A 14,916-nucleotide genomic window follows, 5' to 3' on the forward strand; every position below is an offset into this window, starting at 1 on the left:
CATGTCCCGCAACAGCTAGAACCGCGGCGGACCGGCCTGCACCCGCCGCAGTACCGGGTCCAGCCGGATGATGTCCGCGTCGATGGGGCGCCGTTCGTCCCACCAGTTCGCACCCGCCTCGGCGAGTGGCCCGACCAGTTCGGCCGCGGCCCCCGGATCCGCAGGGGAGACCCCACCGACGACGATGTCGAACGGCCCGGAAGCGGTCCGATCCGCGGCGAACGCGGCGAGTTCGCGAACCTGTTCCGGCGCCGGGGCGGTGCCGTGGTCGGCACCGGGGAAGAACGGGACCACCCCGTCCCAGCGCAGCGCGCGGCGCATCGGGCCGCGGCGGGGCCAGTTCCCGGCGATCCACACCGGCACCCGAGGCCGTTGCACCGGCGGCGGCAACAGCGCGACATCCCGTGCGGTGTAATGCTTTCCTTCATGATCGACCGGCTCGCCCGTCCAGTACCGGCCGAGTAGCCCGAGTCCCTCGTCCAGCCGTTCGGCGAGCAGCACCGGATCCGTCGGTTCGCCGAAACTGCCGTACTCGTCCTCGACCGGCGCCCCGAGCCCCGCGCCGAAGACCACGCGTCCCTCGCTCATGTTGTCCAGAGTGGACACTTGCCTGGCGAGCTGCTGCGGGCGGCGCCGCGCGACGGGGGTGACCATGGCGCCGAGCCGGACGCGGTTCGTGGCCTGCGCTATCGCGCCCAGCAGCAGCCAGGGATCCGCGACCGGGTAGCCGAGGCGTTTGTCGAACAGCACGTGATCCCAGACGAACACCGCGTCCCAGCCCGCGTCCTCGGCCGCCACCGCCACCCGGGTCACCGCGCGGACGTCGGCGAAGTCCCCGAAGTTCGGAATGTTGATCGAGTACCGCATGTCCGGATCCTCCCGTTCGGCCTGCCGCCCGAGACTAGGCGAACTCCGCCGTGTTCCGAAACTCATATTCGCACCGGTTCCGGGTCCGCTTGACTTCTCTGGAACATCGTTCCAGACTTGAGTGGAACGATGTTCCAGAACCGAAGGAGTCCGTCATGCACACCCCCGTCACGATCATCGGAGCCGGACTCGGCGGGCTCACCCTCGCCCGCGTCCTGCACGTACACGGAATCCCGGTCACGGTCTACGAGGCCGAGTCCTCCCCGACCGCCCGCGCACAGGGCGGGCTGCTCGACATTCACGAACACAACGGAGCACCCGCACTGCACGCGGCCGGGCTGACCGAGCAGTTCCGCGAGCTCGTCCTCGAGGGCCATCAGCAGTACCGGGTGCTCGACCGGGACGGCACGGTGCTGCTCGACATCCCCGACGACGGCACCGGAGATCGCCCCGAGGTACCGCGCGGCGCGCTGCGCCGGATGCTGCTCGACTCGCTCCCGGAGGGCACCGTGCGGTGGGGCCACAAGGTGGCGGGCGTGCGTTCCCTCGGCGCGGGCCGGCACGAGGTGAGCTTCGCCGAGGGCGGCACCGTGGTCACCGGCCTGCTGGTCGGCGCGGACGGAGCCTGGTCCCGGGTCCGCCCACTGCTCTCCCCCGCGACACCCGAGTACATCGGCATGTCCTTCATCGAGACCTACCTGTTCGAGAGCGACACCCGGCATCCGGCGAGCGCCAAGGCGGTCGGCGGTGGTTCACTCTGGTCGCTCGCGCCGGGGAAGGGAATCCAGGCGCACCGGGAAACCGGCGGAACCCTGCACAGTTATGTGGCGCTGAGCAAACCGCGGGACTGGTTCACCGGAATCGAGTCCGCCGACCCCGGAGCGGCCGCCGCGCGCCTCGCGCAAGAGTTCGACGGCTGGGCACCCGAGCTCACCGCCCTGATCACCGAGGCCGAGGAAGGACCGATCCTGCGGCCGCTGCACACCCTGCCGGCCGGGCATTCCTGGGACCGCGTGCCCGGCGTGACCCTGATCGGCGACGCCGCCCATCTCGCGCCGCCGAACGGTGAGGGCGCCAACCTGGCCATGCAGGACGGTGCCGAACTCGGCGAGGCCATCGCCGCCGCGCACCCGGGCGAGCTCGACACCGCGCTCGGTGAGTTCGAACGGGCGATGTTCCCGCGCGGCGCCGCGGAAGCCGCTGAGGGAGTTCAGCTCTACGAGTTCATGTTCGGCCCGGATGCCCCGCACAGCCTCGTCGCCGCGTTCGCCGCGGACCAGTAGGCCGGATGCTGCTAGCTTGCCGGGTGGACACCGGTGACGGGAGGCCTTGCCATGGCGGAGTTCGGCTTCGAGCGCGATCTGGTGCGGGCGCTGGTGGCCGAACAGCATCCGGATCTCGCCGGGCTCGAACTCCGCGAGGTGCCCGGTGGCTGGGGCAACCAGCAGTGGCGTCTCGGCCCGGAACTGGCCGTGCGGCTGCCGCGCACCGAACGCGCCCCGTACCTGCTGCGCATCGAGCAGCGGTGGCTGCCAGGGCTCGCGGAACGCCTGCCGCTGCCGACGCCGGTCCCGGTGCGCGTCGGTGAACCCTCGGACCTGTTCGAGCACACCTGGACGATCACCCGCTGGGTCGATGGCGAACCCGCGGACCGGACGCCGATCACCTGCCCCGGTGCGGCGGAAACCCTGGCGGAGTTCCTGGCTGCACTGCACCGCGAAGCGCCTGCCGAGGCGCCGGTGAATCCCACGCGCAGCGGGCCGATGGCCGGGCTGCAGGACGGATTCGACGATGCCCTGGAGGTGATCGCCGGGGAGCCGGAAAGCGAAGCGGCCCGCGCAGTCTGGGCGAAGGCCGTCGCCGCACCGGTCTGGCTGCACAACGATCTGCATCCGGCGAACGTGATCGTGCGGGACAGGACGCTGGCCGGAGTGATCGACTTCGGCGATGTGGGCGCGGGCGATCCCGCCGTCGATCTGGCGGCCGCCTGGGTTCTGCTGCCCGCGGGCACGGCGGAGCGGTTCTTCGACGCGTACCCGGACACCGGCGAGGCCACCCGCGTGCGGGCCCGTGGCTGGGCCGTGCTGCGCGCCCTGCTCCTGATCCGCATCGGCCGCAACGGCAGGCACGGGCTTCCCGGCGGCAAACCGAGCTGGGAACCCGCGGGGCGGGCCGCTCTCGAACGTGCGCTGACCGGGAACCAGCCGAGCCGAGCAGCGAACCGGCCATGACCGCGAAAACCGCACTGATCACCGGGACCAGCCGCCCGGCCGGGCTCGGCTACGCGGTGGCCCGCCAACTCACCGAGCTCGGCCACCACGTCGTCCTCACCGCGCGTGAACTCGCCCGCGCCGAATCGCTGGCCGAGCGGTTGCGCCAGGACGGCTACCCGGCAACCGCACTGCGCCTGGACCTGACCGAGCGGGCGAGCATGGACGCGGCAGCCGAATACCTCACCGGGACCTTCGGGCGGCTGGACGTGTTGATCAACAACGCCAGCGATGTGCCGGATTTCCGGACCCTGTCCGCGCTCGAGGCCGATATGGACGCCGTGCGCTCCGCGATCGAGGTCGACGCGCTCGGCCCGTGGGCGCTGGTCCAGTCGATGCTGCCGCTGTTGAGAGCCGCGCCCGCGGCCCGGATCGTGAACGTCTCCAGCCTTTCCGCCCAGCAGATCGCCACCGGGCTCGATCTCGGCGCGAGCCTGCGCTCCCCCGCCCACTCGATGGGCAAGTACCTGCTCGACGTGCTGACCACGGTGCTCGCCAAGGCCTTCGCGGACACCCCGATCCTGGTCAACGCCGTCGATCCGGGCGATACCGCCACCCATCCCGAACGGGGCGACGACGACAACGACCGCCCGGCCGCGGAGAGCGCACGGGGCATCGTCTGGGCGGCCACCCTCGGCGCGGACGGCCCCACCGGCGGCCTCTTCCGGGACGGGGAACCGGTGCGCTGATCCTTCATCGCGGGAAGGCGGCGCCGGTGAGTTCCTCGGAGATCCGCCACATCCGTTCGGCGTCCTCGGTGCCGCGCAGCCGGGAGTACAGGGCCTGTTCGGCTGGTGCGCCGGAGTAGTGCAGCGGCCCGCTGGGACCGTAGAGCCGGGCGCCTGTCTCGGGTGTGGTGGCCGCCAGCAGCGCGGGCAGAAGCGCGGTCTCGGCCGTCCCGAACAGGATGCCGCGACGGGACAGCGCATGGATGACCCGGGCGAGCGGAGTGGGCCGCGCGCGGCCGAGTTCGGGGCGCGCGGCGAGCAGATTGGTGGCCGCGACACCCGGATGGGCGAGGTTGCTGGTGATCCCCCAGCCTCCGGCCCGGCTTCGCCGATCCAGTTCGAGACCGAACAGGCCGAACGCGATCTTCGACTGACTGTAGGCGCGCTGACCGTGGTAGGACCGCTCCCAGTTCAGGTCGTCCCAGTTGATGGCGTGCTGGTTCGCGGCGACGCTGATCTGCGAGGTCACCCGCGCCCGTCCGGCGCGCAGCAACGGAAGCAGCCCGGCGACGAGGGCGAAGTGGCCCAGGTGGTTGCTGCCGAACTGCAGCTCGAACCCTTCGGCGGTGCTGCGCCGTTGCGGCGGGGTCATCACCCCGGCGTTGTTGACCAGGATATGGATCGGACGGTTCTCGCCGCGCAACGTGGCGCCCAGCGCGGTGACCGAGTCCAGCGAGGACAGGTCGAGCTCGCGCAGGGACAGCGCCGCTTCCGGATGGCGCTGCCTGATCCTGGCCACCGCCGCCTCCCCCTTGGCCGCGTTGCGGACGGGCAGGACGACCTCGGCACCGGCGGCGGCCAGCCGCTCGGTCAGGCCGAGTCCGACGCCGTCGCTGGCGCCGGTGACCACGGCGAGTTTCCCGGAAAGGTCTCCGAGGGTGATGTCCGGTCGGCTGGGCGCCATGTGCTGCTCCTGGGTTCGCTGGACGGTGTGCCTTCAGGCTGCGCCGGATCCACGGGCGCAGCCACGGCCTGTCGATCCCAGGCAAACCGCGGAATCGTCAGGCACACTGGGCAGCACCGGAACGAGGAGGGAAAGCCGTGCTCGATCGAGCGGGACTCGCCGAATTCCTGCGCCGCCGCCGCGAGTCGCTGCAGCCCGAGGATGTCGGCCTGCCGCGCGGGCAACGGCGCCGCACCACCGGACTGCGTCGGGAGGAGGTCGCGGCGCTGTGCCACATCTCCGCCGACTACTACAGCCGGCTCGAACGGGAACGCGGACCGCACCCGTCCGAGCAGATGATCGCCTCGCTCGCGCAGGGACTGCACCTTTCCCTCGACGAACGCGATCACCTGTTCCGCCTCGCCGGGCACAACCCGCCCGCGCGCGGCACGCTCAGCGAACACGTCGGCCCCGGCCTGCTGCGCATCTTCGACCGGCTCACCGACACTCCCGCCGAGATCGTCACCGAGCTCGGCGAGACGCTGCGCCAGACGCCGCTCGGCATCGCGCTCACCGGGGACACGGGCGGATACACCGGGCCGGCTCGCAGCATCGGCTACCGGTGGTTCACCGATCCCGCGGTCCGCGCCCGGTACCACCCCGAGGACCACGTGCTGCACTCCCGCGTGTTCGTCTCGGGACTGCGCAAGCTGGTCACCCTTCGCGGCCCCGAGTCCCGGGCCGCCCAGCTCCGGGACCTGCTGCTCGCGCGGAACGAGGAATTCCGCGGCTTCTGGAACGAGCACGAGATCGGCGTGCACTATGACGGCGTCAAACGCTATGTGCACCCCGAGGTCGGCGCGCTGGAGGTCACCTGCCAAACCCTCCTGGATCCCGATCAGTCGCACATGCTGCTCGTCTACACCGCTGTCCCGGGCAGCGAGAGCCACGAGAAACTACGGCTGCTCTCGGTCCTCGGACCCGAGCACGGGCTCGCGCGAGGCTGAGCACGGTTCGGCGGGTTCGCCGAACCAGCGGGACAGGTGCTCGTCCAGATCGCCTTGCTCCGCGCCGATCCAGGCGACGTGACCATCCGGGCGCAGCAACAGGCACGGAACTTCCAGTGCCACGGCGGGATCCGCGAGATAGTCGACCCGGTCCGCCCAGCCGCCGGTGGTCAGCCCTGCAGTGCGGTCCAGCAGCAGGCCGCGGCCGCGATGCAGCCGATCGTAGAGCCGGCCCCGGCTCAGTTCGACATCGCGCAGGCGGCGGCCGAGCAGCTCGGGTCCGTCGCCGCAGTCGTAGCGGATGTCGAGCGCGGTGATCTTCTCGATCAGATGGCGGTTCACCTGCTCGAAGTCCATCAGTTCGGTGAGCAGCCTGCGCACGGCCCGCGGGCCCGGCTCCTCGACCAGCAGTTCCATCTGGGCGCGGGTGTTGTCCAGCACGGCCTCGGCGACCGGGCGGCGTTCGGTTTCGTATGTGTCCAGCAGTGTTTCCGGTGCCCAGCCACGGATTTGCGCGGCCAGTTTCCAGCCGAGGTTGACCGCGTCCTGCACGCCCAGATTGAGGCCCTGCCCGCCGGTCGGTGGGTGAATGTGCGCGGCGTCGCCGGCCAGCAGGACCCGCCCGGCCCGGTAGCGCTCGGCCAGCCGGGTGGCGTCCCCGAAGCGGGACAACCAGCGCGGGGAGTGCACACCGAAATCGGTTCCGGCGATGGCGCGCAGCCGCCGCCGGAAATCCTCGAGGGCAGGCGGTTCCGTACGATCACCGCCCGCGGCGTCGGGAACCACGACGCTGTAACGGTTCTCCCCCGAGGGCCGCAACCAGAACCGCCGCTGGGTTCCGTGGACCGCGGCGACCGTGGCGGCGATTTCCTCCTGCGGCACGGTCACTTCCATCTCGCCCATCAGCGTGTGGTTGCGCGCGGGCTCGCCGGGGAAACCGATCCCGAGCCGCCTGCGCACCGTGCTGCGCCCGCCGTCGCAACCGACGAGATAACGCGCGCGCAGCCGTTCCCCGTCGGGCAGTTCGACGGTCACCCCGTCTTCGTCCTGCGCGAGATCGGCCACCGCGCACCCGTGCCGGATCCGCGCGCCCAGTTCGACCGCGTGTTCCTCGAGCAGTCGCACCAGTACCGGCTGCGGGATACCCAGCAGGTAGGCGTGCGCCGAATCCAGGCTTTCGGGCGCGGGTTTGGGGATGGCGGCGAAGAATCCGCCTGCCGGGCGCTGCCTTCCGTGTTCGCGCACGCGTTCCAGCAGTCCGCGCATCGCCAGCAACTCGAGGCTGCGGATGTGCAGGCCGACGAGGCGGGCGAAGGACACGGGTTCGGTCTCCCGCTCCAGAACGAGTACCCGCACCTCGTGCCGTCGCAGTTCGGCGGCCAGCAGCGCGCCGGTCGGCCCGCACCCGGCGATGATCACGTCGAACATCGGGAGCGCGGAGAATCGGGAAGTTTCCATAGGTATCGCCTTTCGGGAGTGCCCTGTTTCCGGGCGCTCCCGGCGACCCCGTGGTCAGTCGCCGGCCGTGACGCGTCGAGGGAGCACCCACGTCGATCCAGCGGTCATGGGTCTCACCTCCCCGGCGATGTCACGGTCGGCCACAGATTACCGGCCCGAACAGCACCGGTGCCAACCGTTTTCAGCCGACCACGCGGCCCGCTCCGGCGAAGTCGTCCCCGGGCTTGGTGTACGGATGCACCTGCACGGCCTGCCCGAAGGTGGGCGCGTCGATCATCTGGTGGTTGCCGATGTAGATCCCGACGTGGTGGATCTTGCCCGCCGGATTGCCGAAGAACACCAGATCACCGAGCCGCGGATCCTGGCCCTTCGGCACCGGCGGGGTGTCCCGGAACTGCCAGTCGGCCATCCGGCGCAACTGGATGCCCTGCGCGGCGTAGGCCTCGGTGGTCAGCCCGGAGCAGTCGAAACCGCCGTGGTCTCCGCCGCCCTTGCCGTTACCGCCCCAGACGTAGGGCAGCCCGATCTTGGAGATGGCGAACTCGACCGCGTGCAGCGGCTGGGGTTTCGGCGGATTCGGATCCTGGGAGACGGTGCCGTACACCGTCGCGGTGGCCAGCACCCGGTGCAGGAACAGCGGTGCGTCATCGATCCGCGAGACCGCCCGCCACCACGCCCCGCCGTCGGCGAGATCGGCTCCGTCGGCGCACAGTGTCCTGCCCGCGGCGAGCACCGCGTCGTCGAAGCTCTCCGGGTCCCCCTTGCCGGTGCCGTTCGCGCTGCCGCCGTACCGCTTCCACTGGGCGCTGGTCAGCTGCATGGGCCCGCGCGCCGCGGGTTTCGACACGACCTTGTCGAAGAAATCGCGCAGTTCCACGTTGCCGATCGGCTCGGCGGTCGTGCCGTCGGCGCCGATCCCACCGCCCGCGCGGCCGTGGTCGGTGGTCTGCTTGCCGACACCGGCCAGCGTCACCCAGGACATGTGGCAGGCGGGCTGCTGCTTGTTCAGCGTGACCGTGGCCTTGGCATAGGAGGTCATCGCCCGCTCCGGGATGTCGAGCCACCCGGAGATCTGCTTGACCCAGTCCTCGAACGCGCTGCCGGAATCCGTGTCGTCCGGGGGAACGGCGACCTTGCGGCCGATCGCCTGCGGCAGTCCGGCCTTCGTCGGCGGCGTGTTCGCCGAGGGCTTCCCCGTCTCCGCGGGCGGTGCGCTCGCGTCCGCAGCCGCTCGTGGCTCGGCATCGGTGGAAAGCAACTGGCTCGCCGTGACGATGCCGCCGACCGCGAGGGCCACCACCACGATGACCGCGATGATCATCGGACGGCGACGTCCACCACCCTGCCCGGCACCCTGCCCGCCACGGTGCCCGTCATCGGGCTCGTTCGAGTCCATGGGTGTACTCATACCAGCTACAACGAAGCGATGAGTCGTTCGACGCGCTCGTCCACCGCGCGGAACGGGTCCTTGCACAGCACGGTGCGCTGGGCCTGGTCGTTGAGCTTGAGGTGCACCCAGTCCACGGTGAAGTCCCGGCCCGCGGACTGTGCCGCGGCGATGAAGTCCCCGCGCAGCTTGGCCCGCGTGGTCTGCGGCGGGGTGTCCTTGGCGGCCTCGATGTCCCCGTCGTCGGTCACCCGGTCCACCGCGCCCTTGCGCTGCAGCAGGTCGAACAGGCCGCGCCCGCGCCGGATGTCGTGGTAGGCCAGATCGAGCTGGGCGATACGCGGATTCGACAGCTCCATGCCGTGCTTGCTCTGGTAGCGCTCGAGCAGCCGGCGCTTGATGGCCCAGTCGACCTCCCGGTCGATCTTGGACAGGTCCTGGGCCTCCACCGCGTCCAGCGTGCGGCCCCACAGCTCCACGATCCGGTCCATCACCGGGTCGGGTTCCCGGCCCGCCACGTACTCGACCGCGCGCGCGTAGTACTCGCGCTGAATGTCCAGCGCGCTGGCCTCGCGCCCGCCCGCGAGCCGGATCAGCCGCCGCCCGGTCAGGTCGTGGCTGATCTCCCGGATCGCGCGGATCGGGTTGTCCAGGGAGAAGTCGCGGAACTGCACCCCGGCCTCGATCATCTCCAGCACCAGGTGCGCGCTTCCGACCTTGAGCAGGGTGGTGACCTCGGACATGTTCGAGTCGCCGACGATCACGTGCAGCCGCCGGTAGCGCTCGGCGTCCGCGTGCGGCTCGTCGCGGGTGTTGATGATCGGCCGGGAGCGGGTGGTCGCGCTGGACACGCCCTCCCAGATGTGCTCGGCGCGCTGGGAGAGGCAGTACACCGCCCCGCGCGGGGTCTGCAGCACCTTGCCCGCCCCGCACACCAGCTGGCGGGTGACCAGGAACGGCAGCAGCACGTCCGCGATCCTGGAGAACTCACCGGCGCGGGCCACCAGATAGTTCTCGTGGCAGCCGTAGGAGTTGCCCGCGGAGTCGGTGTTGTTCTTGAACAGGAAGATGTCCCCGCCGATGCCCTCGTCAGCGAGCCGGCGTTCGGCGTCCACGAGCAGGTCCTCGAGCAGCCGCTCCCCCGACTTGTCGTGGGTGACCAGCCCGACGAGGTCGTCGCACTCCGCCGTGGCGTACTCCGGGTGCGAGCCGACGTCGAGGTAGAGCCGTGAACCGTTGCGCAGGAACACGTTCGACGAACGGCCCCAGGAAACGACCCGCCGGAACAGGTACCGCGCCACCTCGTCCGGGCTGAGCCTGCGCTGCCCGTGGAAGGTACAGGTGACGCCGAATTCTGTCTCGATGCCGAAGATCCGCCGCTGCATGCTTTCAGCCTACGGGCAATCACCCGCCGCGCGCGCGGGTCCGCGGGGATCGAATCGACATCGATGCGCTGTCAAGCCCCGTGAACCGATCACGTACCGTGCCTTCATGACGACCACCGCGCACCGTGAGGAGCTCTCTCCGCTGCGCATCCCCGCATTCCGCGCGCTCGCAGCCGGTCGGCTCATCGACATGCTCGGCAACTCGGTCGCCACCGTGGCGCTGGCCTTCGCGGTGCTGGATCTGACCGGTTCGCTGACCTATCTCGGCCTCGTCGTGGGTGCCCGCACCGTGGCGAACGTGGTCTTCGTGCTCTTCGGCGGGGTGCTCGCGGACCGGATGCCGCGCCGCCTGCTGCTCGTCTCCTCCACCGGCCTTGCCGCGGTGAGCCAGGCCGCGGTCGCCACCGTGGTGCTCACCGGGATCGCCTCGGTGCCCCTGCTGGTGGTGCTCTCCGCGGTGAACGGGCTCGCCGCCGCGGTCGCGCTGCCCGCCTCCGCCGCGCTGCTCCCGCAGACGGTGCCCGAGGGTGCGCGGCAGCGGGCGAACTCGGTCATCCGGCTGGGCATGAACGCGGCCAACATCCTCGGCGTCTCGGTCGGCGGGATCCTGGTCGCGGCGATCGGCCCCGGTCAGGGCCTGGCCATCGACGCGCTGAGCTTCGCGATCGCCGGACTGTGCTTCGCGCTGGTGCGGGTGGGGCCGCACACCACCGCCGAACGCTCCGAATCCCTGACCCGCCAGCTGCGGGACGGCTGGACCGAGGTGCGCTCCCGGGACTGGGTGTGGATCGTGGTCCTGACCTTCCTGGTGCTCAACGCGTGTTTCGGCGCCTATATGGAAGTGCTCGGCCCGTACATCGCCGACACCAGTTTCGGCCGCAGGGACTGGGGCTTCATCGTCGGCGCGCAGGGGGTCGGACTGCTGTTCGGTGCACTGCTGGCGATGCGGATCCGGGTGCCGCGGCTGCTGCTGCTCGGCTGCGCCTGCATGGCCAGCATCGCGCTGATGCCGCTGATGCTCGCGGTGTGGCCGTCCACGGTGCCGCTGATGCTCGCCGCGTTCGCCGCCGGACTGGGCCTGGACGTGTTCGCGGTCGCCTGGGACACCTCCCTGCAGCAGCACATCCCGGAGGACAAGCTGGCCAGGGTGGTCTCCTACGACATCCTGGGTTCGGTGATCGCCATCCCGGTCGCCCAGATCGCCGCCCCTCCGGTGGTGCACGCGATCGGGCTGGGGCCGACGCTGTGGGTGATGACCCTGGTGGTGCTCGGCTGCGTGCTCGCCATGGTCACCACCTCGGGAGTGCGTTCCCTGCGCCAGCCCAGGGTGTGATCAGTTCTCCCGCAGGGTGGCCGTCATCGCCAGGCAACCCGCCAGCAGCAGCACCGGAAGCACCAGTGCGAGGGCGAGCGAGCTCTGCCCGGCCAGCAGCCCGACGATGGGCGGGCCGAGCAGCACACCCCCGTAGCCGAGGGTGGAGGCCACCGCGACTCCCGCACTGCCGCCGAGCGCACCCGCGCGGGCGATGCCGAGCGGGAACAGCGAGGACAGCCCGATCCCGGTGAGGAAGTACCCGGCGAGCATCACCGCGGTGTTCGGCACGAGCACCACGAGCTGGCCCGCGACACCGAGCAGGATCCCGGCCACCACGAGGGGGCGGGCACCGAAGCGGGCCGCCAGCGGCGTACCCGCGCTGCGGCCGATGACCTGGGCGAGCGCGAACACCGCGTACCCGAGCGGCAGCACTCCCGCCGCGGCCCCGGCCTGTTCGCGCAGGTGGATGCCGGACCAGTTGGCGATGGTGCCCTCACCGAACGCGGCGGCGAAGGTGAGCGCGGCGGCCGCGAGCACCAGCCACAGCACCCCGCCGAGGTGCCGGTGCCCCGCGGCGTGCGGTTCCGGGGAACCCGGCCGCCACAGCCCCGGCGCGCAGGCCGCGAGCACCAGGGCACCGAGCGCGCCCACCCCCAGCAGGTGCGCCTCCACGGACACCCCGAGCGCGGACAACAGCGCCCCCATTCCGGCACCGGCGACGTTGCCCGCGCTGAACCCGGCGTGCAGCGCGGGCAGGATGGGCCTGCGCCGGTGCTCGGCGAGCTGCACCGCCGAGGCGTTCATCGAGACGTCGACCGCACCGTAGGCGGCGCCGAAGGCCAGCAGCAGGGCGAGCAGGACCAGCGGTGATCCGGCGAGCCCCGGCAGCATCACGGCCCCACAGAGCGCGAAGCCGGCAAGCAGGGCGACCGGGGCGGGTGCGTGTTTGCGGCACCACCAGCCGATCAGCGGCATGGCGGTGAACGCGCCGATCGCGGTGCCGATCAGGGCCACCCCGAGACCGCCGTTTCCCGCGCCGACGGACTCCTGCACCTGGGGCAGCCTGCTCGTCCAGCTGGCGAACACCACGCCGTCCACGACGAACAGGGTGGCCAGCGCTCCCCTGGCCGCGAGCTCAGGCCTGCGGCAGGGTGACTGTGGAAGGGTGCTCTCGGTCATGGAACAGCTCCTGGTCGGCCGGATGCAGACTCAGCGCCGTGGCGAGCGGTTCGCCGGAGCCGGGATTGCGGGCGAACCTCGGGTGCGCGCCACTGGAGACCTGCACCCGGACCCGGTGCCCGGTGCGGAATCGGTACGCGGTCGGGCTCAGCCGCAGCTCGACCGGCGTGATGCCGTCCGGGCGGACGTTGACCAGGGCGTCGCAGATATTGGTCGAGCGCCCGCGCCGGTCCACATCGCAGAGCCGCACGAACACATCGGTGTCCGGCCTGCTCGACCGCAGCCACACCTTCGCGGTGACCTCGCCGATCACCTCGAGATCCGCGGTCAGCGGCGCGGTCGAGAAGGTGAGCACATCCGGGCGTGCCTCGAGTTTGCGCTGGTCGAAGGCGCCCTTGCGGGCGGTGAGCAGCGGACCGCCCACCGAAGGGGTCGGATCCGCCGGGTCGTAGCGGTACCTGCTCGGCTCGCCGTCGGCCGGGTGCTCGGTGCCGAGGCTCCCGTCGCCGTGCAGGTAGTAGGACGTCGGCGAGTACCCGGGCGGTGGCCAGGATTCGAAGTCGCGCCAGCGGTTCTGCCCCAGCACGAACAACCGGACGGAGGCGCGCTGGGCCGGTTGCTCTCCCCTGGCGTGCGCACCCGCCCAGTCCAGGCCTTCCCGCAGCGCGGCGCGCATCCCGCCCATGGCGCCGTGCACCCACGGCCCGACGGTCAGCCGTGCCGGGGTGCCCGCCCCGACCAGCCGCCGGTACTCCTCGAGCTGGTCCCCGGCGAACAGGTCGTACCAGCCCGCCACGAAACTCGCCGGGATGCGGACCTCCTCGACCGTGGCACCGAGGTCTCCCCTCGCCCAGTGCGGATCGTCCGGACCGTGCGCGAGGGTCTCGGCGAAGAACGGCCACCGGCGGCCGAGCACCCGCAGGTCCGCCTCGCCGAGCGGGGCGGTGTTCATCGCCCGGACCACCGCGCGCTCGCGCAACCGGCTGCGCAGCAACGCGAAGGACTGCTCCTGGGTCGCGGTCTGCACCGACCAGCGGAACAGCCCGTCCAGCGAGTAGGGCCGGGTGAACCCGATGGTCAGCCGCGCCGAGGTCACCTGCGGCACCATCGCCTTGACCTGCGGGGCGTCCGCGGCGATCGCCCACTGGGTGAACCCGAGGTAGCTCGGCCCGAACAGCACGACCCGGCCGTCGTACCAGGGCTGCCGCTCCAGCCAGTCCAGCACCGCGAGCCCGTCCTCGCGCTCGTTGACCTGCGGTGCGAACTCTCCACCGGAACCGAAGGTGCCCCGGGTGCTGACCACGAGCACCTGGAAGCCACGCTCGGCGAACACCCGCCCGATGCCGTTGTCGATCATCGGACCGCTGCGCCCATAGGGGCAGCGGACCAGCACGGTCGGCAGCTCCCCCGGGGCGTGCGCGGGCGTCCAGTGATCGGCGAGCAGCACCACGCCGTCCGGCATCGGGATGCGCTGATCCCGGTGCACGTTCACCTCACGGGTGTGCGGTGCGGGAAGCCGGAGGAACCGTTCGACGAAATGGCTGGCGAGGGTCATGCCTCGCCGCCGCCCTCGCTCTCCGGTTTCTCCTCGGCGTCACTCGTGTCCGCGGAAGGCAGCAGCCCGGTCAGCGCCGCGCCGGTGATCCGGCGGAAGGTGCGCCTGCTCCGCTGCCGGTCGAGCACCGCGACCTCCAGCTTGTCCAGCTCGGGAAGCCCGGTTCCGCTCGGCTTCGCCGTGCTGGGTCCACCGTTACCGGTCGCACTCGTCCCGCCGTTGCCGCTCGCGGCAGCGCCGAGACCGCGCACGGCCACATCCACGGCGTGCGCCAGATCCATGTTCTCCGCGTAGGTCTCGCCCAGCTTCGCCGAGATCGGTTCCGTCTGGCCGCCCATGACCAGGAACCGCGGTTCGTCCACGACCGATCCGTCGTAGGTGACCCGGTAGAGCTCGTCACCGCCGTACTCGGTGCCGACCTGGGCGATGCACAGCTCGACCTCGTAGGGCTTGAGCTGCTCGGTGAAGATCGCCGCGAGGGTCTGCGCGTACACGTTGGTGAGCTGGCGCGCGGACACATCCCTGCGGTCGTAGGCGAATCCCCACATGTCGACCTGTTTGATCCCGCCCCGGCGCAGCGCCTCGTACTCGGAATAGCGGCCTGCCGCGGCGAACCCGATGCGGTCGTAGATCTCCGAGACCTTGTGCAGGGTGGTCGAGGGGTTCTCCGCGACGAACAGCACTCCGCCCGCGTAGGAGAGCACCACGACGCTGCGCCCGCGCCCGATTCCCTTGCGCGCGAGCTCGGAGCGCTCCCGCATCAACTGTTCCGGCGAGGCGTACAGCGGCATACTCATGACCGCACCTCGCTAACGCTCGGCTTGGTCATTCGCCAAGACTGCTGTGTCCTTGATTCGCTCGCAAGCTCGCTCATGAGTTACT

13 protein-coding genes are annotated in these 14,916 nt (G+C 71.0%); 5 read left to right on the plus strand and 8 right to left on the minus strand.

Going from position 1 to position 14,916, the window contains the following annotated elements; genetic code table 11:
- Positions 1–15 precede the first annotated feature (15 nt).
- Complete coding sequence (locus tag AD72_RS18110; protein WP_031467712.1) at positions 16–867, minus strand: LLM class flavin-dependent oxidoreductase; 852 nt, start codon at positions 865–867, stop codon at positions 16–18.
- A gap of 155 nt (positions 868–1,022) precedes the next feature.
- On the opposite strand from AD72_RS18110, the gene AD72_RS18115 reads away from it, so the two are divergent.
- The 3 genes from AD72_RS18115 to AD72_RS18125 are packed head-to-tail and all read left to right on the plus strand — an operon-like array spanning position 1,023 to position 3,826.
- Positions 1,023–2,150: an FAD-dependent oxidoreductase gene (locus AD72_RS18115; RefSeq protein WP_031467713.1), complete on the plus strand. Its 1,128-nt coding sequence runs from the start codon at positions 1,023–1,025 to the stop codon at positions 2,148–2,150.
- A 51-nt stretch (positions 2,151–2,201) separates the two neighbouring features.
- Positions 2,202–3,098 carry an aminoglycoside phosphotransferase family protein gene (locus tag AD72_RS18120; RefSeq protein ID WP_031467714.1) on the plus strand — a complete coding sequence of 299 codons (897 nt, stop codon included), beginning with the start codon at positions 2,202–2,204 and terminating at the stop codon, positions 3,096–3,098.
- Positions 3,095–3,826 carry an SDR family NAD(P)-dependent oxidoreductase gene (locus AD72_RS18125; protein ID WP_031467715.1) on the plus strand — a complete coding sequence of 244 codons (732 nt, stop codon included), beginning with the start codon at positions 3,095–3,097 and terminating at the stop codon, positions 3,824–3,826. Before AD72_RS18120 ends, AD72_RS18125 begins: the two co-directional genes overlap by 4 nt.
- 4 nt (positions 3,827–3,830) lie before the next feature.
- Here AD72_RS18125 and AD72_RS18130 read toward each other — a convergent pair whose 3' ends face one another.
- Positions 3,831–4,769: an SDR family oxidoreductase gene (locus AD72_RS18130; protein ID WP_031467716.1), complete on the minus strand. Its 939-nt coding sequence runs from the start codon at positions 4,767–4,769 to the stop codon at positions 3,831–3,833.
- A gap of 137 nt (positions 4,770–4,906) precedes the next feature.
- On the opposite strand from AD72_RS18130, the gene AD72_RS18135 reads away from it, so the two are divergent.
- Positions 4,907–5,755: a helix-turn-helix transcriptional regulator gene (locus tag AD72_RS18135; RefSeq protein WP_031467717.1), complete on the plus strand. Its 849-nt coding sequence runs from the start codon at positions 4,907–4,909 to the stop codon at positions 5,753–5,755.
- Here the strand turns inward: AD72_RS18135 and AD72_RS18140 are convergent.
- The 3 genes from AD72_RS18140 to pafA form a co-directional block, all read right to left on the minus strand.
- Positions 5,705–7,183, minus strand: a complete 1,479-nt coding sequence (locus tag AD72_RS18140; RefSeq protein ID WP_051898758.1) for an FAD-dependent monooxygenase — start codon at positions 7,181–7,183, stop codon at positions 5,705–5,707. The genes AD72_RS18135 and AD72_RS18140 overlap by 51 nt on opposite strands.
- 211 nt (positions 7,184–7,394) lie before the next feature.
- Positions 7,395–8,609, minus strand: coding sequence for a C40 family peptidase (locus AD72_RS18145; RefSeq protein WP_031467719.1), 1,215 nt, complete (start codon positions 8,607–8,609; stop codon positions 7,395–7,397).
- 17 nt (positions 8,610–8,626) lie between these two features.
- Complete coding sequence (gene pafA, locus AD72_RS18150) at positions 8,627–9,985, minus strand: Pup--protein ligase (protein WP_020494967.1); 1,359 nt, start codon at positions 9,983–9,985, stop codon at positions 8,627–8,629.
- Between the two features lie 106 nt (positions 9,986–10,091).
- On the opposite strand from pafA, the gene AD72_RS18155 reads away from it, so the two are divergent.
- On the plus strand, positions 10,092–11,318 hold the full coding sequence (locus AD72_RS18155) for an MFS transporter (RefSeq protein WP_031467720.1): 1,227 nt from the start codon (positions 10,092–10,094) through the stop codon (positions 11,316–11,318).
- Here AD72_RS18155 and AD72_RS18160 read toward each other — a convergent pair whose 3' ends face one another.
- Genes AD72_RS18160 through prcA form a run of 3 tightly spaced genes read right to left on the minus strand, consistent with a single transcriptional unit; the run spans position 11,319 to position 14,831 of the window.
- Positions 11,319–12,479 carry an MFS transporter gene (locus AD72_RS18160; RefSeq protein WP_051898745.1) on the minus strand — a complete coding sequence of 387 codons (1,161 nt, stop codon included), beginning with the start codon at positions 12,477–12,479 and terminating at the stop codon, positions 11,319–11,321.
- On the minus strand, positions 12,436–14,034 hold the full coding sequence (locus AD72_RS18165; protein WP_031467722.1) for a CocE/NonD family hydrolase: 1,599 nt from the start codon (positions 14,032–14,034) through the stop codon (positions 12,436–12,438). The genes AD72_RS18160 and AD72_RS18165 overlap by 44 nt, the downstream gene beginning before the upstream one ends.
- Positions 14,031–14,831 (minus strand): proteasome subunit alpha, encoded by an 801-nt coding sequence (prcA, locus tag AD72_RS18170; RefSeq protein ID WP_031467723.1) that lies wholly within the window; start codon positions 14,829–14,831, stop codon positions 14,031–14,033. Before prcA ends, AD72_RS18165 begins: the two co-directional genes overlap by 4 nt.
- Between the last annotated feature and the right edge of the window lie 85 nt (positions 14,832–14,916).

The sequence above is a fragment of the Sciscionella sediminilitoris genome (assembly GCF_000737195.2).
In the GTDB taxonomy this organism is placed as follows: domain Bacteria; phylum Actinomycetota; class Actinomycetes; order Mycobacteriales; family Pseudonocardiaceae; genus Sciscionella; species Sciscionella sediminilitoris.